This is a genomic window from Streptomyces himalayensis subsp. himalayensis (genome assembly GCF_013778455.1).
Lineage (GTDB): Bacteria > Actinomycetota > Actinomycetes > Streptomycetales > Streptomycetaceae > Streptomyces > Streptomyces himalayensis.
Genome location: NZ_JACEHE010000102.1, coordinates 1 through 574, shown reverse-complemented (window position 1 = coordinate 574; position 574 = coordinate 1). Strand labels below are relative to the sequence as shown.

Annotated in this window: 1 pseudogene; it reads right to left on the bottom strand. The window is 72.3% G+C overall.

The window, feature by feature from the left end:
• Positions 1-6: 6 nt before the first annotated feature.
• A pseudogene (locus tag H1D24_RS41620) lies at positions 7-574 on the bottom strand (IS200/IS605 family accessory protein TnpB-related protein); the annotation flags it as partial.

The window sequence follows — 574 nt, the reverse complement described above, 5'->3', positions numbered from 1 at the left end:
CAGTTACCGGCCGCGCGGCGCGTTGGCCAGGTGGGCGACGTGTGCGGGGAGTTTGATGGAGATCTGTCCGGTGTCGGTGATGCGGATGGTCTCGTTGCCGAAGCGTTTGCCGGACTCCCCGTCCGCGGCCAGGAACATCCGGGCGGCCTCCCATCGCGCCCGCCAAGCCTTCTCCTCAAGCCCCACCTGCGCCAGGTGATGGCGGGTGCGGGCCAGATCCTTGCCGCCGCGCACCACGCGCACCCGGCCCGCAGCCTGGTCCGCCTCCATCCTGGCCAGCCGGTCGTGGAGGGTGTGCAGGCGGCGGGACTTGGCGTGCCACTCGCGCCGCGAGGCATAGCCTTTCGACAGCCCTTCGCGCTTGTCGGCCTTGGCACCCAGCGGCCGGTCCAGCCGGGCCTGGATCTGCGTGATCTGCCCGCGCAGCCAGGCGATATGCGCGGCCTGTGCGCGCCGGGCCAGCGCCCACTGGTCGTGGGTGGCCTGGGTGATGCTGCCCGCCCAGCGCGATGACGACCGGCCGGTCAACTCCCGCTTGCGCACCGACCAGGCGGCATCGTGCTCCGGGCCCAGT